The organism is Pseudomonas sp. GD03858 (assembly GCF_029840925.1).
GTDB lineage: Bacteria > Pseudomonadota > Gammaproteobacteria > Pseudomonadales > Pseudomonadaceae > Aquipseudomonas.
In genome coordinates this window covers 13,913-32,274 of record NZ_JAOCDM010000005.1, presented here as the reverse complement: position 1 = coordinate 32,274, position 18,362 = coordinate 13,913, and the positions used below count along the sequence as shown (strand labels likewise).

Sequence of the window (18,362 nt, the reverse complement as noted above, 5' to 3'; positions counted from 1 at the left end):
GCACTGTATCTCTCACCTTTGAAAAGTCAGCATCGCTTGCAGGCTTAACCTTAACCGCTTCTGCACGTCCAAATCTTTTATCGCCATAGCGGCTAATCGAATCGGTAGCCTGGTGCCCGGCGGCGGCAAAAACTGAGTGCAACACCTGACCTTTCCGGTACGGTGCTGCCCCTATGTCTTATTCCGAACTCAGCGTTGAAGAACGCGCCACCATTCAAATCGGTCGTACCCAAGGCTTCAGCCTGCGCAGGATTGCCTGCTTGATCAACCGATCCCCTTCGACCATCAGCCGTGAGCTGCGCCGTAACCGAGGTGCTTGCGGTGGCTACTCGGCCCGCCTGGCCCAGCAGCAAATGCAGGCCCGCCGCCAACGCTGTCGACCGAAACGAAAGCTCTTGCCGAGTAGTGAGCGCTTCCAGTTGGTGGCCCATATGCTGCGCGAGCGTTTGTCTCCCGAGCAGATTGCCGGCAAGCTGCGCAGCATGAACATTCCCAGCCTCAGAGAAGCCTACGTCTGTCGCGAGACGATCTACAACGCGATCTATGCCCTGCCAGTGGGTGAGCTGCGTAAGGAGCTGATCATCTGTCTGCGCCAAGGCAAGACGACGCGCCGACCGCGCTCTGGTGGCGTGGATCGGCGCGGCCAGATCCCCGAGATGGTCAGTATTCATGTGCGCCCGCCGGAGATTGAAGACAGGCTGATGCCGGGGCATTGGGAAGGCGACCTCATCAAGGGCAAGGCCAACGCCTCGTGTGTAGGCACGCTGGTGGAGCGAACCAGTGGCTACCTGATGCTGGTAAAGATGAACGACGCGACGGCGACCTCGGCGATGGAAGGCTTCAGTGCAGCGCTCAATGGCATGCCGCTGGCGATGCGCAAGAGCATGACCTACGACCAGGGCCGAGAAATGGCGCGGCATGCTGAAATCACCCAGCAGACCGGGGTGGCAATTTACTTCTGCGACCCGCACAGCCCCTGGCAGCGCGGCAGCAACGAAAACATCAACGGCCTGATTCGCCAGTACTTGCCCAAGGGCACAGACCTGTCGGTACATAGCCAGGAGGAGCTGGACGCCATTGCGCTGCAACTGAACATGCGACCGCGCAAGCGCTTCGACTTCAAATGCCCCATCGAGGTGATGGGAGAGGTCATGCAAAATGCCATGGCAATGCGGCATGATGCTCCGGCTTCAATTCAATAACCGTGTTGCACTCAGCTCCTGCAACCGCCCAGGTATATAGATAAGCAGCTCGTCACGATAAAATTCAGCTATTAACCTGGCAAATAAATAGGGCATATTAGATAATCTGTCTCCATGAAAATAGATGCCCGTTGTTGGCGCTGATGGAAAATTGACCCACCCTGCCGATTGAAATTTGACCCAGGGCGGATTGCTGATTTTGTTACCAGCAACTGTGGATAAGTCTACCAGCGCAGCTGCTTTTGAACCCACTCCCTCGCTGTCCCAGTTCAGCTGTTGAAGACCTGCCACATGCAGCCATGCAGCAGGCCGTCGTCACCATGAAATCAGAACGACTCATCGTCCTCCGGTTCCTGGCCGCCCTTACGCTTTCGCTCCCGTGATTTGATCTTGGCCTGGGCCGCCAAGCTACTGTGTTGCAGGCGATAGGACTCGTTACCGGTTTCGACGATGTGGCAGTGGTGGGTTACCCGCGTACTCGCACGGCACCGAGTAGCGGTTGCGCCCGACGCTGACCAGGCAGGTGCTGGAGACCCGCGCAGGCCGCTCGACGTAACCGTCGAATGGCGCTGGCACAGGCATCAGTTCAGCGCGCTCCAACTCCAGCACTTCGGCCACACTCATCCGCCGAATTTTGCCCATCATTTCCATACTGATCACCCTGTGTTCTCCTGCTCAAAAATTGAGCAGAAGCAGTTGAACACCTGGGTCAGTTTTCAGTCGGCAGAACAGCCTCTACTGGGTCAGTTTTCGGTCAGCGGCAACACATTGACCATGCGCTCCCGACGCAACCCACTCAGCACCCTGAAAAAGCAGGGCTCGCAGAGATGCACCTGGTAGTGCTCGCCGTCATGCTGCGAGCCATATCCCCAATGGGCTTCAAGCTTGCCGTGTTGGAGGCCATAGCCGGGAATACGTGTGCCAGAACGGCACACGTCGCAGATCACATCCTCAACGACATCGACCAATGCCTTCGACTTAATCTCCATGCACACCTCACGATTACGTTCCACACGACGCCGGCCGGTTATGGATTCATGAACACCAACATCATTGGATCAGCCTCGAATGGCTGAGCATCAAAAACAAGCCAGTAGCTGCTGCCGATAATGCTGAGAAAAGCTGACCTGGTAAGCGGGCTCAATTGCAAAGCCACCCAGCGAAATAATATTCGTAGCCTGCGACCCAACATTAGGCTCTGCACCACCAAACCCTACATCACCGATGCCTTCGGCATGCCCCAAAGTCCCCACCAGGTCTGGCCGGGAGCCTGGGGTTAAACTTGGCATATGAGCATCGCTCAAAACAGCCAGATCATCCGGTAAGTCATCCGCAATTCGCTCCGCAAAGCCCTGAAGCGTTGGCTCCGACAGCATAAATAGCCAAGCCTGGGCGTCAGACTCACCTGTGCGTCGCAGCACCCGTCCCAGCACTTGCCGGTAATGCAGCTCGGTGCGGATACGGCTGAGGTAGCAGCACACTTGCAGGCGCGGGATGTCGGTGCCTTCGCTGATCATTCCGACAGCGACAATCCAGCGGCAGTTGCTGCTGCGGAAAGCATTGATCACCTGCTGCGCATCCGGGGTTTTGTTGGTCACGATACGGCACTCTTCACCCATTGCTTCTAGAGCCAGGGCTATTTGCTGAGCGTGTTCGATATCGGTGGCTACCACCAAACCGGCGGCATCAGGCTTGATCTGGCGTAGCTCGTTCAACTTGCTGCAGCCAAGGTCGAGGATTGGATTGATCACCTCATCATGGCGCAGCAGTTCCTCATAGGTGACAGGTGACTCGCCCAACAGTTTGGCGATGCTGGGAAACAGCCTTACGGAGCTGTCAGCACCCAGTTCCTCAGTAAGTTTCACCTTCTGATTGTCGAGCAACACAATGCGAGGAGATCGGCATACGCCGTCAGCAACGGCCTCTTTCAAGCCATAGCGGTAATCACAGATCAGATGCCCTTCGGGAGATGAGTAGCGCGCCAGGGCGATGGCCTTATCGTCCGAACGCCAGGGCGTACCAGAAAGGGCCAACGTGAAGGCAGCCCGATCCTGTATCCGATGCAGTATCTGCTGCCCCCAGGCATTGCTGAGCAGCGGATCGTGGCCGGCGCAATGGTGGATCTCATCGAAGACCACGAACACCCGGTAGTCATCAAGCAGCTGCCAAAATCCCTCATCACGGTATTCCATGGCCTGATAGGTATAAGCCGCGCCCACGGCACCTATCTGGCCATCGAGACGTCTACCTAGCACTTGCGCAAAGGTCGAACGAAAACCCTCCACGACCTGGCAGGACGGCGCAAAGCACAGCACCAAATCGATTCTGTCCTGCTCAAGCAGTCGGCTGGTCAGCTCTGCGGCCATGCGGGTCTTCCCGGCTCCCGGCGTTGCCTGGCAGAAGAAGTGCGGCGTGACGGCAAAGTGCTCCAACGCCCGAGTGATGCAGCTGTTCTGCCAGCTGCGCAGCGATCTGCTCATCGTGATGCAGCGAGCGTTTTGAGGGTCTTTTCGATGGCGCGCAAATGCCCCAGAAGGCGAGAACTGCGATCCCTGGCCTCCAGGTAATCGCCTTCAACCTTGTCCCGCAAATGCGGCATCTCGTCCAGCAGTAGCTTGAATCGCTCCGCCTCACCCATTGAAGTGAGGAAGTCCAAGCGGATTTCTTTGTGGAGCGCCTCCAACTGCAAATCCGTATTGGCTGGCGACTTAAGCGGCAAAGCCTCAAGGTCGCGAACGGCCTTGTCAGGTTCGGGCACTCCGGCAGCCATAAGGCTGTTCTCAAAACCGTTGTCGATCAGCTCAAGTTGCAGATGCGTCGGAATCATCTGCAGATGGTAGACCTGCCCTCGAACACGACGATCCTCATCCTGCACAACCCAGCCCGCCCGAACTAATCGGCGAATCTGCTCATACACATAGCGGCGCACATCGGCGATACGGAATTGTGTGCCACTCAAGCGAGCGGCATAGGCATCGCGCAGTTCGCGGGTCGTAAACGATGTACGCCCTGGCTCCTGAAGCAGCTCATACAGACGCCTGTCGAAGATAAACGAGGCCGATTTCATTGAGGGCACCATAAGAAATAGCGCGAAAATGCGGATTATAATCCGTGGCCTATACGTCCGCAAACGCACGATATTGCCGCCTCAAGTTGAATTGAGACGGTCATGGATAAGTTGGCAAAGGCGTTAGGGGAACGCATCCGAATGCAGAGGAAGGCCTGCCGGATTTCCCAAGATGCACTGGCGCTGGCGTGCAGTCTCGACCGCAGCTATGTCGGTCGCATCGAGCGTGGCGAAGTCAACATCACCGTCGAGAAGCTCTACCGCATCGCAGGCGAACTCGCCTGCGAACCTTCAAGCCTTCTGCCACAGCTCTCTGAAATCTAACCCGAACAAGTAATACAGTCAGACAGCAGCACCGCTATTACCTTGCCCCAAGCCGCCAGCCGCCGTCAGCATTTTCAAAATCACCATCGCAAACGCCCGACTCTTGATCTCGTTATCCAGCACCTCCAGCGAAAGCTTCTCGTGATCAGTCATGGCATCCAGCACTGTATCCAACACCCGCTTGGGGAACAGGAAGAAGGTCTCCTTGCCGGCCAGTTTAGTAGTCATCGCCACCTCATCCTGGCTCACAGCAAAGTGCACCAGCGCGCCGCGCTTGAAGGTCAGCAGCGGCTCGGGTTTGCGCGTCAGCGGGTCTTTTACCGGACGGTCGTAGCGGTACTGGCGCTTGGCATTTTCCACGCTCTGCTTGAACTCGCTTTTCAGCTCCAGCGTAGCGACGGGGATGCCGTTGACGAACAGCACCAGATCCAGACGCGGGTTATAGCTCTGTGAAGAATCGGCGCCTTGAGGGAGCCTCCAAAAACCGGCTGTACCCATTAGAATCTGAGCCACTGAACCACAGGACGCCCCGCGCATGCTCAGCCTATTTGCCGACCAGGAACGTGAAGCGAAACTCGACAGCTTGGGCGATCCACTGGCCCTGCTGAACAAGCATGTCGACTTCCGCCTTATGGCCGAGGAGATCGACCGCTGGGCTCCTCGCCCGAGTCCCGCTAAAGGCGGTAGGCCTCCGTACCCAATAGAGCTGATGACGCGCCTGTTGGTCTTGCAGCAGTTGTTCAACCTGTCCGACGAACAGATGGAGTTCCAGCTACTCGACCGCATGAGCTTTCAGCGCTTTGCCGGACTGAAGAACACGGCGCTCGTGCCGGATCGCAAGACGATCTGGAATTTCCGTGAGCGGCTCGTTCAGGCCAAGGTCGAGCATCTGATTTTTGATGAGGTTCAGCGCCAACTACAGCTCAATGGCTTCAACGCACGCGAAGGACAGATCATCGATGCCAGCATCGTTCGTGCCCCAACCCAGCACAACACAGCTGAAGAACAGGAAGTCGTGAAACAACGAGCAGCGCCCATCGAGTGGGAACTCGCCAAGCGCCGACAGAAGGATGTCGAGGCGCGCTACGAAGAAGCATGGCAAATCGTACTTCGGCTACAAGCTGTCGGTCAGCGTGCGGATGGCGTGATGATGACAACAGGTCGGTTTATCCGGCCTGCATTACCCCCATTGCGATAAGCACTGACCGCATATTCTTTGTGCTGGGCACCTCTTCACGCCTTGTGTTCAGGTCAGAATCGGGTTTTTAGAGGTGCCCACGAGTCGTGACGGGACACGGTGTTCTCCAAGGGATACTGGGATGGGTCGCATGGTGACGCATGATGTCCTCGTGGAGTGTGTAAACATCTGGTTCCTAGTCCCACCTCCGGAGCGACCTTTACACCTCTTTTGCGAGCGATCTCGCCGCTTCAATCTTGGAAGTGATCATCGAAAGCTGTGTTTGCAGTAGTATACGACTCTCTTCGAGCGAGCTGATCCCAGAATCAGACAAAGTCATTGCGATAGCCACATCGACATACGATCTGAATGTTGTAGAAACTTTCTTATGACCCGCTTGCTGAGTTAGCCGCAACTCAATGCTACGCCGGTCTATTTCGGCGATCTCGCCGGCTTTGTAAAGCGACAGCTGAATGTGATACAGATAAGCAGCATAACGTGTCAACGCATAGCGCCGTAGCGCGTGCGGCGAAATTTCACTATCTACAGAATCGAGCAGATCGGTGATAGCTTGCGCAGTAAACGTGCCGCCGTTTGCTTTATAAGTGCTGACAAACACAACGCCTGGATCATGGCCAGCATGGCACTTTCGGACTATCTCCGGACGCTCATACGCAATGTAATCAAGGGTCTCTTGAATCAGAGAGGACTCGACCTCAACGTCACGTACCTTGCTAAACTTTGTGCCTTTGGTCAAAGTGACCATCACCATGGTTCCGGGCTTGAACTTGGTCGGAATTGCACTCACAGGCAGGGATACAACCTCCAAGCGCCTAAGTCCTGCCTCCGCCATCCAACGAAGCATCAATTGATTGCGCACATTGATTTCTTCGGCGAGCGGGTGCCCGCATTCCAAAGTTTTATCAGCAATGCCATCTTTCAGGGCTGCAATTTCGTCTGCGGACGGAATACGCTTTCTTGCCTGCTGAACAGTTCCAAGCAAAAAAGGTATTTTATAGTTTGCACTACTCTCTTGCTTCGCTCGATTTACGACGATACGAAATACGCGACCGCTTAGCATGTCATTAGAGCCAATCACACCACGACACAAGCCCGTGTTTTCGGCATACCAATAGAAGGCGCAGACGGATGAAATTCGGTAATTAATAGCTTTTGCTTCAAGGTCGCCAGAGATCTTTAGCTCATCACGATACTTGCACAAAAGCCTGTCTGTGACATCGTAAATATCACGCTCACCAAGCCAGTTCAACCACGCCTTGAGTCGATATGCGATCTGACGTACATAGGATTTCTCATGACACTGAACGCTTTCAAGATCGAGCAAGTATTGCGTTACGTGACGCTGAAGCAATCCCGATTCATCAATAACAATGTGCTGTCCATTTTTCGTCGGCAACAGCTCAAACATTTGATCCACCCTTGGGCTTGCTGACACTGAATTGCTTGTCTGCCCATTGGGCTTGTTGCAAGGAGATGCGCTGCTCAAGTTCACGCACCTGATCAAGCAATTCAACGATGGTTTGCGACAAGCCAGGCACCATCGTTTCATATTTTTTAACCTTCGCGTCAAGCTCGCTAATTCGCTTTGACTTGAGACAAATGACCTGCTCAACCCTGCCGTTCTCCAAAACCGACTGTGCGCTCGCCAGTGACGAGATCACACGCTCGTGAGTGGCTGAACCCGCCCTAAGTTGATCACCGGCCTTAGAGACGCTCTCGTAGGGTTCAGAAGCCAAGGCAGCAAACCAGTTGAGGGTGAACTTTTTCGGAACTGGAAAATCGGCCACCCCGTTTTCGATGTAGTGCTTCAGACCGTTGAGCTTGCGCTCTATCTTCTGCTCTGTCTTTTGCCGGTTCGCTTCACTAACATGCTTAGACATTGTGAGCCTCCTGTCTGTCGGCAAACGCTTTAAGCATCGGTGACGATGCAGGATCAAGAACCAAGCCTACATCTTCCGCACTGATGCCAGTCTCAAAGCCCAGCAAATTAGGGCATCCATCACACGACCCTCGGGACGCCGAAGATTTTTGAACAGCATCATCCATGAGGCACTTACTGCGCTTTAACAAGGTCGGCGTCTGGCCGAAACATGCTCCGTCAGGCACAAAGTTAAGTATGTAGCCAATTTGCTCAACCTTCCCAATCATTTTTTTAGCGCGACTCTCTGAAACAGCATCAAACGAACTGAAAAAATCCCCAAGTTCTTTCTGCATATTTCCGCAGAGCGCTTCAGTTCTTTCATTAGCAGCAGACTGTGCAAATGACACAATGCGCTCTGCTTTGATCTCTTCAAAAGCTCTGCGGAAGTCTTTGTCCGTTATGTACTTGGCGGTCATTTCAAAATCTGTGTGACGCAAGTGCCAGGACAGCGTGGCAAGATCACCGGACTCAAACTTGTAGAAAAACATCATAGCGAAGAAGCGGCGGAACTGGTGCTCACCAAACTGCCAAGGTGTTCCTTCATTATCTGGAACGCCGACGTACTCAGCGAATTCGTTGATTTTGCCGCTGGACCAATAATTAATTTCCCCACCACCTAGCGCGGGAAAAGTAAATAACGACTGGTTATCTTCATTGCGAACCGGCTCAGTCAGGGCCTCAAGCACGCGAACTGCTTTAGCAACAAGCTTCGTGACCGGAAAATACTTGTGTTCTTGATAAACCTTGGCAGAGTACATGCGGATAACCGGACCGTTCGGAGTATCCACACAGCATCCTGCTTGCAACGATTCGACTTCGCATTGCCGCCTGGCGGTGAAACAGTAGATAACCAGCAAACAAGCAGTTGGGAGTAAGTGATGCAAACATTTATCAAGGGATGCACCACTAACAGCAACCCCCTTAGTAATAAGCTTATGTGCTGTTGCTTTGCTCACACCCAAGCGCTCGCCTATCTCCTGATATGTCAATCCTTGAGCACGAAGTGCGTGACCATTTTGAATTTGCTCAGCAGTCAAGACCGATTCAAATTTCTTGGCAGAAGTACCTTTTATAAACCCACTTATGGGATAAGGACTGCCCGGACACCCATCCAGCCACTCAAGCTGCTTGCTAAGCCAGAAGCGCATTTTTTTCGACGCATAGTGCACCTTATGCACTACTTTCCCGCCACGCCCTACGTCACTAACGTACTCTTCGTACTGCGCGAGCGCTTGAGAGTTAAGTTCAAGCAGCGGCTCGGCATAATCCACAACCCAGCGAATAGCCCGATCCATCAACTCAAAGAAAATTGGTTGCGGAATATCGCGAGTGCACTTGCCGGCCCGCCCCTTATTCCTAGAAACTCGAATAGGTTTGATATTATTTTTCTGAAAGTAATCCTTGGGTATCTGCTGGCTAACAGGAAAAAGGTCTTTGAATATCTGGCACTGACGATACAGCTTTGAGATAGACGTCAACTCTTTGCGAATTGTGTCTTGACTGCTAGTCTCTGCGATCTCCTTAATACTACCCCTTGAATAACGATCCTTGATACTGGCTTTAATGTAAAAACCATTATGCTGACGAAAATTGGTTAACATCGATACCATCGGTGTTCCGGCGCTTCCTAGAATTCGACTGCTAACACCGAGAGCTTCGCTTAGTTTATTTATATTAAATTCTACTTGACTACACCTATTGCGGAATACTTTGTACTGTTCAAGACCAGCAGGATTACCCTGTAATTCGACAAGCGTTTCTCGCAAGCGATCTTCAAGATCCAGGCGCGCATACAGCGGTTTGCCAATTGAAGCCCTGAAAATTGCAAATACGCCATCATTCACACTGGAAAGCTGATTTACACCTTGGAGCCTGAGCCAGCGAACGTGATTAATAATGTCCTTGACGTGTCTATACTGAGATGCACCGGATAAAACACCCCCTATTTTTCTATCATGAGCAATAGCGCGCACAAGATATGCCGAAAGCTTAACTGCATTACAGAGATCTTGATTATCTGTAAGCAATTCATTCGGTGCCACGGCAACATCAAAGCGGATAATCTGCTGGCCAGTTTTATCCTCGACAACCCATTGATTATCAGTAAAACGCGACGTTCCGACAAACCAGGAGGCAGAATAAGAGCCAAGATCATTCAGGCCACGCTCATCATCGAAGTAACTTCTGTACGCCTTCAAGCTAATGACACTCATACAGTAGCCTCTTCGATTGAGTGAACATGGATAATGTTAACGTAGGGATTCTGATGGCTACTGCAATACTCTTCTGCTTGAGTAAGCAACCTGCGATGTTCACGCGCACTGTAGAGTCTGTCGAGAATCGAGTTCACGAATAACTTCCACAAGCTCCACCTTGAAAATTCCTTACTCCCTAGACATCCTTCGGCTTTAGCCAATACCTCGTGCCAGTGGATAACATTGGCAATATTTTCTTTTGTGGCAAGAAACAAACTACGGCGATTCGAGCAACTGACGCACTTATCGATGCGATGACAGATTTCCCCCTCTATCGTGCCAGGCTGTACGCCGGCAATGGGATCTGAGCAATGTATGCCACCGAACTGCTGATTGATAATCCTTTGCTTGCGTATATCATAAGCCTCGGGATCAATACCGACTTTCTCTGCAAACTGATCAATGTTGACGGTCAACACCGTTTCGAACCATTCCAAAAAATCGCGAACCTTTTTTTCACGACGCAATATTTCTGGCAAATGGTGAGTGTACTTAGCTGCCATCGTTAAGTCACTATGACGACCGACCTGCATTACCTGCATGGCATCTCGGGTTACAAGGCCAGTCAACAAAAGAACGCTGCCACGCAGCGCTTTCAGTGTACTCGACCAGCGCTCTCCGGAGACCTCTCGACATAACGATTTAAATGCCGTATTTATTGTGTTAAGCGCGAGTTTTGACGGCACATACATACGATAACCGTCAGTTCCTTTTGTAAAGTTCTTGTAGAACCCAATAAACAAACTATTGCGATCTTCATCGCGTGCAAAAGCGCGAATATGCTCAGTGCATACCCTCAAATATTCAACAACATCAACGGCCGTCAAGGTATCGCAAGTAAGCATAACCCCGTCCAAGCGCGAACTAACGATTACTGACTCCTGGTTCTCAGCCCCTTTGCGTAACTTATTCCAGACAAGCTGATACTGCCCATCATTGCCAATCGGAATGAGGCAGTTCGTTGCGAGATTTAATAAAGCATCGGGATTGATTGCGTACTTGATCGAGAGCCATACAAACGCAGCCACACGAGCTTCACGCGAATAACCGAGAGCAATTCGAACATCGGATATGGAGATGCCGCTTTTTTGTATGCGATTAGCCAAGAATGCGTAGGAAGCATCCTCATCTGAAGGATAAAGTCCGCCATGATAGATATGGCAGTAAGTAACTACAACTTGCAGAGCACTGCCATCCATTATCTTGGCGTATTCCGCACCCATATCTTTTGCCGCCTGGCCACCAATTACCCCGACGGCAGACTGATCAAGCATATCCCTCAAGCCTTTCGCTTTCCGTTGATATCCTTTATTACTCGCCCATCGCCTTGCGTCCTGAAGCAATTTATAGTGCTGTACGACCAAATCCGCACTGGCGCTTTTCAATGCGCCCAAGCGGCTATTTAAGACGCGAGTAGATACCTCAACAATATCAAACGAATCGTCCTGCGAAGCACAAGCACCTGCCTCATCAAATAGATTAGAAAGGAGGCTTTCCAAACCTTCGAAATCATCAAGCCCTTCGGAAATCAACGTATCCTGATGCTGAGAAATCAGCGCTTGGATGTCAACTTCTTTATGAATAGTCACATCAAGCAGAGTGGAGCCTATTCCACGCTCAAACTGGAAGCCCTTGATGTGCAAGCCATGCGGTACGACACCACGATTTGCAAGATGACGAACGAACGCACGCACACCGGCCACATGGTTATTTTTTGTTCGATTTTCAATCTCTAGCTTATCAAGATTACTGCGATAGTCGCTCATCAGATTATGGAATAGCACAACGATATACGATTCGCTGAGGTCTGAGATCTCACCAGTTTTCAAGAAATTCCTGAGTTCTACTTGCGAACCATCTTCGGCCAAGAAGTCCAAAAATTTAATGATGTGATAAAAATAAGAGACCTCCGTCGAGCTATTATCTGGCCAGAATATTTCATATGCAGATACGAGGGCATTGCAAAAGTAATGACCGAGACTTTCAGCATACTTACCAAAGTCGCGCTCGGTGTATCCTTTCTTCAGTTTGAGCATACTGCCTCCTCGCAATACTCATGACGGTTAGAGAAGCTGAGTACGAAACGGTTATCAGATTGAAGCTGGAGCGTCATGCCGCATGCATTACCTCGCCCATAACTTCGATAGGACAGTTGAAGTAGAAGCGATTACGCAGACGCATGTTCAATTGCAGTGCGATGGTATCCAACTGTTCTTTGCTGTATACCGACAAGTCCATTCCTCTGGGCAGGCACTGGCGGATAAGGCCGTTGATTTTTTCGTTGCTGCCACGTTGCCAAGGGCTATGCAGGTCAAAGAAGTAGATCGCCACGCCAGTCTTCTGGGTGATCACCGCGCGTCTCGCCATCTCCCGACCTTGGTCGTAGGTCATGCGCCTGCGCATCGCCAGCGGCATGCGATTGAGGGCCGGGCTGAAGCCTTCCAACGGCGTCGTTCATCTTGATCAGCAACAGGTAGCCACTGGTGCGTTCCGCCAAGGCACTTTCCACAGAGGCGCTGGCCTTACCCTTGATCAGGTCGCCCTCCCGATGGCCCGGCATCAAGCGGTCTTTGATCTCCGTCGGGCGTACGTGGATGCTGACTATCTTGGGAATCAGGCCACGCCGATTTACACCACCAGAACGCGGCCTGCATGTCGTCTCACCTTGGCGCAGACAGATGATCAGCTCCTTGCGCGGCTCACCGACAGGCAGGGGATAGATCGCGTTGTAGATCGCCTCGCGACAGACGTATGCATCTCTGAGGTTGGGTATGTTCATGCTGCGCAGCTTGCCGGCAATCTGCTCGGGAGACAAACGTTCACGCAGCATATGAACGAACCGTTCGAAGCGCTCACAGCCGGGCAGCAATTTGCGTCTGGGGCGGTAGGCTTTGCGCGAGCGCTGCATCTGCTGTCGGGCTCCGTGGACCGATCAGGTGCCGCAAACCTCGCGTTTACGACGCAGCTCCCGGCAGATGGTCGAAGGGGATCGGTTGATCAGGCAGGCAATCCTTCACTGACTGAAGCCTTGGGAAGGACCGATTTTGATAGTGGTGCGCACTGCAACACTGAGTTCGGAATAGGACATAGGGGCAGCACCGTGCCGGAATGGTCAGGTGTGCACTCAGTTTTTTGCGGCCGCCCATACTATCTAGGCAGCACCAGATGGTGCTGCCTTAAACGTCGATCAATATTCGACTTCTGGAACTTCAGAAATAGGGCTGCCAGTTGGTTTGGCTGCTGTAGTGGCATTAAGCAGCCTGTCCCGGATCTGCTTCTCAAGCTCTTGTGCGGCCTGTTCGTTATCTTTCAACCATTGCGCAGCGTTTGCCTTGCCTTGGCCGATCTTGTTGCCTTGGTAGCTGTACCAAGCACCTGACTTTTCAATCAGTTTTTCTTGCACACCTAGATCGATAAGCTCGCCCATCTTGTAGATTCCAGCACCGTACATGATCTGGAACTCTGCCTGCCTAAACGGTGGGGCCACCTTGTTCTTTACGACCTTAACGCGGGTTTCGCTGCCAATCACGGTCTCGCCATCCTTAACGGCACCGGTGCGGCGAATATCAAGTCGCACAGAGGAATAAAACTTTAGTGCATTTCCCCCAGTTGTAGTTTCGGGGTTGCCGAACATCACACCGATCTTCATGCGGATCTGGTTAATAAATACCAGGATGGTATTGGTCTGTTTTACACTTGCAGTCAGTTTGCGCAGTGCTTGAGACATCAAGCGGGCTTGCAGGCCCACGTGCGAGTCACCCATTTCGCCTTCGATTTCAGCCTTCGGCACCAATGCAGCTACCGAGTCGACGATAATGACTCCGATAGAACCGGATCGCACGAGCATATCGGTAATTTCCAATGCCTGCTCGCCCGTATCCGGTTGCGATACCAACAAGCTATCAAGATCAACTCCAAGCTTTTCAGCATACATTGGATCAAGCGCATGTTCGGCATCTATAAATGCACAGGCCTTTCCAAGCTTTTGTGCTTGTGCGACAATTTGCAAACACAAAGTGGACTTACCGGAACTTTCTGGACCGTAAATCTCAATTATACGACCCTCGGGTACTCCACCAATACCAAGTGCAATATCAAGTCCGAGAGAGCCAGTTGAAACAGCCGGAATAGGTTCTCTTGGCTCCTCGCCCATACGCATCACTGCGCCTTTACCGAACTGCTTCTCGATTTGCGACAAAGCCGCATCCAGCGCCTTCTTCTTGTTGGCTTCCATCATCTTGCCCTCGTTTAAGCTGATACCTGAACTGGTTTTCTTTGCGACCGGCCTGGAGGCCAGTTAAGATCAGTCACTCACTCACATGAACCGCTTTTATGGGCGTGAATAGTAGATCTCAACGATACGGCCCTTCGGCAGACCGCCGATGCCCAGTGCGATGTCCAGGCCCAGGGAACCAGTGGAGATGGCCGGGATGGCCTGACGCTCGTGATCGCCCATGCGCATGACTGCGCCCTTGCCGAATTGGCGTTCGATTTGACCCAGGGCCGCAGCCAAGGCGCGCTTCTTGTTGTCGTCCATTGAAATCCTCACGTGATCGACTTAGGCCCTGGGGCCGGAACAACTGTATAAGTAGCCAGTATTATTCCACAGGGATTCGTTTCCGCAAACCCCCGCCGGACGATTTACTCGGCACCAAGCTGTAACAAGCCGTCTAGCGCGGCGATTACCGTCTGTCGACGGACCGCTTCGCGGTCGCCATCGAAGTGGCGCCGCTCGCTGTTGACCTGGCTGCCATCGGCCCAGGCCAGCCAGACCGTGCCCACCGGCTTGGCCGGCGAACCGCCGTCGGGCCCGGCCACGCCGCTCACCGCCACGGCGAAGCGCGCGCCGCTGGCGGCCTGGGCGCCACGCACCATCGCCTCGACCACTTCCTGGCTGACCGCGCCGACCTGGGCGAACAGCGGCTCGGGAACGCCCAGCTGGCGAGTCTTCTGCGCATTGGAATAGGTGACATAGCCGGCCTCGAACCAGGCCGAGCTGCCGGGAATGCGGGTGATGGCCTCGGCGATGCCGCCGCCCGTGCAGGACTCGGCGGTGCTCACCTGGGCGTTGAAACGTCGCAGGTGCTCGCCCAGGCGTTGGGAGAGAACGGTGATCGGGTCCATGTCGGGCTCCTCGTTGAGACTGCGCATACCCTAGGGCTTGTACGAAAAGTCGCCGAGCGGCGATCAGGCAAGGCGAAAACAGGCAAGGAAGCGGAGTTGACTGGTTGTCAATGAGCATTCCGAGCCTGTTTTCAACGCAGCATGATCGTCGCGCAGGCACTTTTCGTACAAAGCCTAACACCCGCCACGGGCGCCGGCACGCCGCGACAGCCACTGCCACGGGTAATGCACGAACACTGCGTAGTTGCACAGGATCACCAGCTCGATCGCCAGCATCGCCGCCGCGGCATAAAAGGGATACAGCGCGCGATAACGACCAAACACACGAAACCTGGGGCGATGCAGGGCGAAGTCGGTGTAGCTGAAATAGTGCTGGTGGATGACCAGCGCCGAGAGCGCCAGCAGACCGGCAAGGAACAGCAGCCAGCGATACGGCGCCAGGTCGGGCAGCTGTTCGAACGGGCGCAGGTGACGACGCCACGCCAGGATCAACGCCAGTGCGCCAGGCAACGCGGCGATGGCAATGTAGTTGGCAACCGCCTTGGCCATCAGCGGGAACTCGGATGACCAGGGTCCGACACGCCCTAGCAACTGCTCATCGAGAAACCGGTTCAGGGCGATCGCCTCGTCACCCTCGGCGAACGGCGGCACCCAGAAAGCCAGCAGGAACACCGGCAGCGCCCCCACGACGATGATCAGCCATTGCAACAGGCGTGAGGGCGAATCCTTCGCGGTCGATATCATGCGTTCCTTGCTTCCGGCAATGCGTCTGGACCGGCATTATGCCGTGATCCCGATCACCGGTCAGGTAGTGCAAGCGCGCGCACATAGTCCTGGCAGGCGCGCAAGGCGATCAATCCGCGGTCTCCGTCGTCGGTGATGGCGACAATTCGTCGAGCATGCGCTGGGTCAAGTCGGGCGCGTACGGGGTCATGATCCAGGCCGCCGGCGCCGGTGGTGGCAGGCACTGCGGGGCAACGGCTGTCACGCTCGACCAGGACCGACAGGCGCAGATCGGCAGTAGCAAGGCGATCACGCAGACGGGCTTGAGACTGTTGGGCATCATTGAGTTCCTGGAAATGTTTCGATTCACTGTCCTGCAGGCGCCGCTCGAGGCTCAGGCGCTGTTCGCGCTCGGCCAGCATCAGCCGCTGCAGCGCCTCGGCCTGGTCAAGGCGCTGCTGTGCCAGTTCCTGCTCCTGCAGGGCCTGCTGGCGCCCATGACGCCAGGCCTGTACCTGCCAGGCCGATGCCGCACTGAGCGTCATCAGCAGCAAGCAGAGCGCCAACTGCAAGCGACTCAACACAGCACCTCGCGCGCCCGGCTCCACAGTTCGAGGCGATCGGACAGGCCATTCAATCCGCCATTGATATGCCGGGTGATTCGGTTGAATTCGCCCTGATCGGCCAGCGCATTGAGCCCGCGCGAATGCCAGAACCAGGCCGCCGACTCGCAGGCCCAGCGCGGTTGCTCGAGGATCTGCGGCTGCGCCAGCAGGCGCTCGTCACCGAACAGTGCGCGACTGCAAGCCTGGTAATTGTTGCGTCCGGTCACCTGGATCAGCCCGCGCCCACAATAGCGCTGGCCATCGCCATCGGCCTCGGGCGTGTTGCCCAGGCGCAGCGCCAGGCTGCCAGTGTCGTAGCGGGCCAGGTAGCGGGCGTTGCCCAGCTCCTTGACGTAACGCAACTGGCCGGACTCGTGGCCGACCTGGGCCAGGAAGGCTGCGATGCGCTTGGGGTGGTCGATTTCCCAATTGGCCATGGCACTGTTGAGAGCGGGAAGAAAGGTCGCGGCGCGCTGGCCGGCGAGCGGGTAGATCTGGCGAAGCTGCTGTTCAGTGAGCGGCATCGATGGGTTCTCCATTGCGGTCTGATCGAACGGCGGCGATCGCCGCCACGGGTTCGCTCATGGGCGATGGCTCGAAGCGCGTGGCTTTCACATGATTCAAGGTGCGGCAGCGGCCGCACTTGATCTGGAGCTCGGAAACGGGGGTGATGCGTGCCAGCAGCTTGTTGCACTGGCCACAGCGTAGATCGATGAACATGTGCTGGTCCTGACGGTTCGAAGGTCACCTCCGACAGGGGTAAGTCACGCATGTGCCGCCCTCCCTGGTCGGGCCCGTCGATTTGACGACGACTATAGGAACTGCATTGACCCGCAGGCACCGGGAAACCCTCTCCATGGCCGTCAGGCCTTGAATGCCCCGCTGCGCTGCGGCGCCGCGCCCTTGGCCCGGGCCTTGCCCTGGCGCCCGCCGTTGCACTGCACGGTGGTACGCCAGCCACTGGCGGTGAATACCTGCTCCACCGACTCGATCAGGTACGTCCCGTCCAGTCCGGCGAGAAAACCGCGGGTCTCGATGCTGCGTTCGGCGAACAGGTCGGTGCGCCCCGGCATGTCCAGGCGCACGCTGGCGCTGTCGCGATTGAAGCTGGCCAGGCGCGCCCGGGCGGCCTGCTCGGCGGCGGCGCGGGTGGGATACAGATGGCGGTCGGTATACACCGGCTGCAGGCCGTCGGGCGCGTCGCCGTTGATCAACTCCACAGCCTGCAGACGACCGCTGGCGCTGTCCTGATGCCGGGCCCTGACCGCCTTATGGGTGTTCTTGTCCGCCAGCCTGAACTGCCACTGACTGACATCGGCACGGGCGATGGTCACCACGCCCAACGATTTGCCGCTGGCGCTGTGTCCGCCCTGGCGCGGCATCACCAGCAATTGCCCGTTGGCCAGTTTGGCGGTGCAGTCGTGCAGGCGGGCAAGGCGGGTGATGAAGTTGAAATCCGACTCGCTGTACTGATCGACCCGTGGCACCTGCACAGCCAGCGGGCAGACCGCCTGCCAGCCGTTGCGCGCGGCGATTTCGGCGACGATGCGTTGCAGCGTCACGTTCTCCCAACTGCCGCTGCGGATGGTCTTGCCGGTGCCACGCAGGTCGCTGGCCTTGCCGCGGATCACCAGGGTATCGGGCGGGCCGGACAGCTCGACCTCATCCACGCTATAGCGGCCCAGGCGGCTCAAGGGTTGTCCGGCATAGCCCAGGTGGACCTCGAGCAGCGCGCCCCTGGCCGGCAGCGCAATGGCGCCGTCGCGGGCATCGATGCGCAGTTCGAACTCGTCCGACTCGACGCCGGGCTTGTCGGTGGTACGCAGCAGCAGCAGGCGGTCATTGATCAACCGGGTGATGTCGTTGCCGTCCGCGGTGATGCGAAATTGGGGCTGCATGGTTCAGGCTCCAGTGGTGATTTGAAAGGTGCCATCTCGCTGCTG

The 18,362-nt window shown here is 55.0% G+C and carries 17 protein-coding genes and 5 pseudogenes; 3 read left to right on the top strand and 19 right to left on the bottom strand.

The genetic code is table 11. The features are described from left to right. The first annotated feature begins 173 nt into the window (after positions 1-173). A complete protein-coding gene (locus N5D48_RS02700) occupies positions 174-1,202 on the top strand; it encodes an IS30 family transposase (RefSeq protein ID WP_279841548.1) in 1,029 nt (342 codons plus the stop codon). A 326-nt stretch (positions 1,203-1,528) separates the two neighbouring features. Here the strand turns inward: N5D48_RS02700 and N5D48_RS02695 are convergent. From N5D48_RS02695 to N5D48_RS02675, 5 genes and pseudogenes are all read right to left on the bottom strand, one after another. Next, positions 1,529-1,675, bottom strand: a pseudogene (locus N5D48_RS02695) (ATP-binding protein); the annotation flags it as partial. Then, entirely contained in the window at positions 1,638-1,826 is a 189-nt protein-coding gene (locus N5D48_RS02690; protein WP_279880885.1) for a hypothetical protein, read from the bottom strand. The gene N5D48_RS02690 and the pseudogene N5D48_RS02695, both read right to left, overlap by 38 nt. 143 nt (positions 1,827-1,969) lie before the next feature. Continuing rightward, a pseudogene (locus N5D48_RS02685) lies at positions 1,970-2,191 on the bottom strand (hypothetical protein); the annotation flags it as partial. Between the two features lie 90 nt (positions 2,192-2,281). Beyond that, entirely contained in the window at positions 2,282-3,682 is a 1,401-nt protein-coding gene (locus tag N5D48_RS02680) for a DEAD/DEAH box helicase family protein (protein ID WP_279841549.1), read from the bottom strand. Beyond that, the gene (locus tag N5D48_RS02675; protein ID WP_279841550.1) at positions 3,679-4,269 is read right to left on the bottom strand and encodes a hypothetical protein; all 591 of its coding nucleotides are present in this window, start codon (positions 4,267-4,269) and stop codon (positions 3,679-3,681) included. The genes N5D48_RS02680 and N5D48_RS02675 overlap by 4 nt, the downstream gene beginning before the upstream one ends. Positions 4,270-4,371: 102 nt before the next feature. On the opposite strand from N5D48_RS02675, the gene N5D48_RS02670 reads away from it, so the two are divergent. After that, entirely contained in the window at positions 4,372-4,593 is a 222-nt protein-coding gene (locus N5D48_RS02670) for a helix-turn-helix transcriptional regulator (protein WP_279841551.1), read from the top strand. A gap of 189 nt (positions 4,594-4,782) precedes the next feature. On the opposite strand, the pseudogene N5D48_RS02665 reads toward N5D48_RS02670, so the two are convergent. After that, positions 4,783-5,043, bottom strand: a pseudogene (locus tag N5D48_RS02665) (type I restriction endonuclease); the annotation flags it as partial. Between the two features lie 85 nt (positions 5,044-5,128). Between N5D48_RS02665 and N5D48_RS02660 the strand changes: the two are divergent. Beyond that, entirely contained in the window at positions 5,129-5,791 is a 663-nt protein-coding gene (locus N5D48_RS02660; RefSeq protein ID WP_279841552.1) for a transposase, read from the top strand. A 199-nt stretch (positions 5,792-5,990) separates the two neighbouring features. Here N5D48_RS02660 and N5D48_RS02655 read toward each other — a convergent pair whose 3' ends face one another. The 13 genes and pseudogenes from N5D48_RS02655 to N5D48_RS02595 all read right to left on the bottom strand — a co-directional run bounded on the left by N5D48_RS02655 (position 5,991) and on the right by N5D48_RS02595 (position 18,317). Further along, a complete protein-coding gene (locus N5D48_RS02655) occupies positions 5,991-7,199 on the bottom strand; it encodes a hypothetical protein (RefSeq protein WP_279841553.1) in 1,209 nt (402 codons plus the stop codon). After that, a complete protein-coding gene (locus tag N5D48_RS02650) occupies positions 7,192-7,671 on the bottom strand; it encodes a hypothetical protein (protein ID WP_279841554.1) in 480 nt (159 codons plus the stop codon). Before N5D48_RS02650 ends, N5D48_RS02655 begins: the two co-directional genes overlap by 8 nt. Next, positions 7,664-9,925 carry a hypothetical protein gene (locus tag N5D48_RS02645; protein ID WP_279841555.1) on the bottom strand — a complete coding sequence of 754 codons (2,262 nt, stop codon included), beginning with the start codon at positions 9,923-9,925 and terminating at the stop codon, positions 7,664-7,666. The genes N5D48_RS02650 and N5D48_RS02645 overlap by 8 nt, the downstream gene beginning before the upstream one ends. Then, positions 9,922-12,003, bottom strand: coding sequence for a hypothetical protein (locus N5D48_RS02640; RefSeq protein ID WP_279841556.1), 2,082 nt, complete (start codon positions 12,001-12,003; stop codon positions 9,922-9,924). Before N5D48_RS02640 ends, N5D48_RS02645 begins: the two co-directional genes overlap by 4 nt. Positions 12,004-12,057: 54 nt before the next feature. Then, a pseudogene (locus N5D48_RS02635) lies at positions 12,058-13,055 on the bottom strand (IS30 family transposase). A 99-nt stretch (positions 13,056-13,154) separates the two neighbouring features. After that, on the bottom strand, positions 13,155-14,201 hold the full coding sequence (gene recA / locus N5D48_RS02630; RefSeq protein WP_279841677.1) for a recombinase RecA: 1,047 nt from the start codon (positions 14,199-14,201) through the stop codon (positions 13,155-13,157). Between the two features lie 111 nt (positions 14,202-14,312). Further along, positions 14,313-14,504 (bottom strand): annotated as a pseudogene (locus N5D48_RS02625) (DNA recombination/repair protein RecA); the annotation flags it as partial. A 104-nt stretch (positions 14,505-14,608) separates the two neighbouring features. Beyond that, positions 14,609-15,091, bottom strand: coding sequence for a CinA family protein (locus N5D48_RS02620; protein ID WP_279880780.1), 483 nt, complete (start codon positions 15,089-15,091; stop codon positions 14,609-14,611). Positions 15,092-15,265: 174 nt separating this feature from the next. Next, positions 15,266-15,835 (bottom strand): hypothetical protein, encoded by a 570-nt coding sequence (locus N5D48_RS02615; RefSeq protein ID WP_279880778.1) that lies wholly within the window; start codon positions 15,833-15,835, stop codon positions 15,266-15,268. A gap of 53 nt (positions 15,836-15,888) precedes the next feature. Next, on the bottom strand, positions 15,889-16,395 hold the full coding sequence (locus tag N5D48_RS02610; RefSeq protein ID WP_279880775.1) for a lysis system i-spanin subunit Rz: 507 nt from the start codon (positions 16,393-16,395) through the stop codon (positions 15,889-15,891). Beyond that, positions 16,392-16,943 carry a glycoside hydrolase family 19 protein gene (locus N5D48_RS02605; protein ID WP_279880774.1) on the bottom strand — a complete coding sequence of 184 codons (552 nt, stop codon included), beginning with the start codon at positions 16,941-16,943 and terminating at the stop codon, positions 16,392-16,394. The genes N5D48_RS02610 and N5D48_RS02605 overlap by 4 nt, the downstream gene beginning before the upstream one ends. Further along, positions 16,930-17,139, bottom strand: coding sequence for a Com family DNA-binding transcriptional regulator (locus N5D48_RS02600; RefSeq protein WP_279880772.1), 210 nt, complete (start codon positions 17,137-17,139; stop codon positions 16,930-16,932). Before N5D48_RS02600 ends, N5D48_RS02605 begins: the two co-directional genes overlap by 14 nt. Positions 17,140-17,282: 143 nt before the next feature. After that, a complete protein-coding gene (locus N5D48_RS02595) occupies positions 17,283-18,317 on the bottom strand; it encodes a contractile injection system protein, VgrG/Pvc8 family (protein ID WP_279880770.1) in 1,035 nt (344 codons plus the stop codon). Positions 18,318-18,362 lie beyond the last annotated feature (45 nt).

Coding starts and splice junctions, on each gene's coding strand:
- N5D48_RS02700 (WP_279841548.1), top strand. CDS start 174: ATGTCTTATTCCGAACTCAGCGTTGAAGAACGCGCCACCATTCAAATC.
- N5D48_RS02690 (WP_279880885.1), bottom strand. CDS start 1,826: ATGAGTGTGGCCGAAGTGCTGGAGTTGGAGCGCGCTGAACTGATGCCT.
- N5D48_RS02680 (WP_279841549.1), bottom strand. CDS start 3,682: ATGAGCAGATCGCTGCGCAGCTGGCAGAACAGCTGCATCACTCGGGCG.
- N5D48_RS02675 (WP_279841550.1), bottom strand. CDS start 4,269: ATGAAATCGGCCTCGTTTATCTTCGACAGGCGTCTGTATGAGCTGCTT.
- N5D48_RS02670 (WP_279841551.1), top strand. CDS start 4,372: ATGGATAAGTTGGCAAAGGCGTTAGGGGAACGCATCCGAATGCAGAGG.
- N5D48_RS02660 (WP_279841552.1), top strand. CDS start 5,129: ATGCTCAGCCTATTTGCCGACCAGGAACGTGAAGCGAAACTCGACAGC.
- N5D48_RS02655 (WP_279841553.1), bottom strand. CDS start 7,199: ATGTTTGAGCTGTTGCCGACGAAAAATGGACAGCACATTGTTATTGAT.
- N5D48_RS02650 (WP_279841554.1), bottom strand. CDS start 7,671: ATGTCTAAGCATGTTAGTGAAGCGAACCGGCAAAAGACAGAGCAGAAG.
- N5D48_RS02645 (WP_279841555.1), bottom strand. CDS start 9,925: ATGAGTGTCATTAGCTTGAAGGCGTACAGAAGTTACTTCGATGATGAG.
- N5D48_RS02640 (WP_279841556.1), bottom strand. CDS start 12,003: ATGCTCAAACTGAAGAAAGGATACACCGAGCGCGACTTTGGTAAGTAT.
- recA (WP_279841677.1), bottom strand. CDS start 14,201: ATGGAAGCCAACAAGAAGAAGGCGCTGGATGCGGCTTTGTCGCAAATC.
- N5D48_RS02620 (WP_279880780.1), bottom strand. CDS start 15,091: ATGGACCCGATCACCGTTCTCTCCCAACGCCTGGGCGAGCACCTGCGA.
- N5D48_RS02615 (WP_279880778.1), bottom strand. CDS start 15,835: ATGATATCGACCGCGAAGGATTCGCCCTCACGCCTGTTGCAATGGCTG.
- N5D48_RS02605 (WP_279880774.1), bottom strand. CDS start 16,943: ATGCCGCTCACTGAACAGCAGCTTCGCCAGATCTACCCGCTCGCCGGC.
- N5D48_RS02600 (WP_279880772.1), bottom strand. CDS start 17,139: ATGTTCATCGATCTACGCTGTGGCCAGTGCAACAAGCTGCTGGCACGC.
- N5D48_RS02595 (WP_279880770.1), bottom strand. CDS start 18,317: ATGCAGCCCCAATTTCGCATCACCGCGGACGGCAACGACATCACCCGG.